Below are 261 nucleotides of genomic sequence, written 5' to 3'. Positions count from 1 at the left end.
CGCAGCGCACCGTTCTCGGCACGCGCATCGTCGAGGAAGAGGATCGCCGTGCATACGTCCGCAGCGTGCTCTCGCACCGCGACCCACCAGTACGGAAAGTCCTGGTGATAGGGGAACGGCGATCCGTCTGCGGCCCGCTTGAGGTTCAGCTTGGAGGTGAACGGCGCGACCGAAGCGACGCCGACCGCATCGCACGCGGGAGCGGTCAGGCGGGGATCCTCGCATAGCGCGGCGAGGCGCGGATGGAGGTGATCGCACGGC

Annotated in this window: 1 protein-coding gene; it reads right to left on the bottom strand. The window is 68.6% G+C overall.

Features of this window, described 5'->3' with window-relative positions; translation table 11 throughout:
* Window positions 1–261 (bottom strand): phytanoyl-CoA dioxygenase family protein (locus tag ACLJNW_RS26090; protein WP_410961487.1); only part of this gene is annotated, 261 nt, incomplete at both ends.

Origin of the sequence: Salmonella sp. SAL4457 (genome assembly GCF_046548235.1) — a bacterium.
In the GTDB taxonomy this organism is placed as follows: domain Bacteria; phylum Pseudomonadota; class Gammaproteobacteria; order Enterobacterales; family Enterobacteriaceae; genus Salmonella; species Salmonella enterica.
This window is presented reverse-complemented; position numbering and strand designations above follow the sequence as displayed.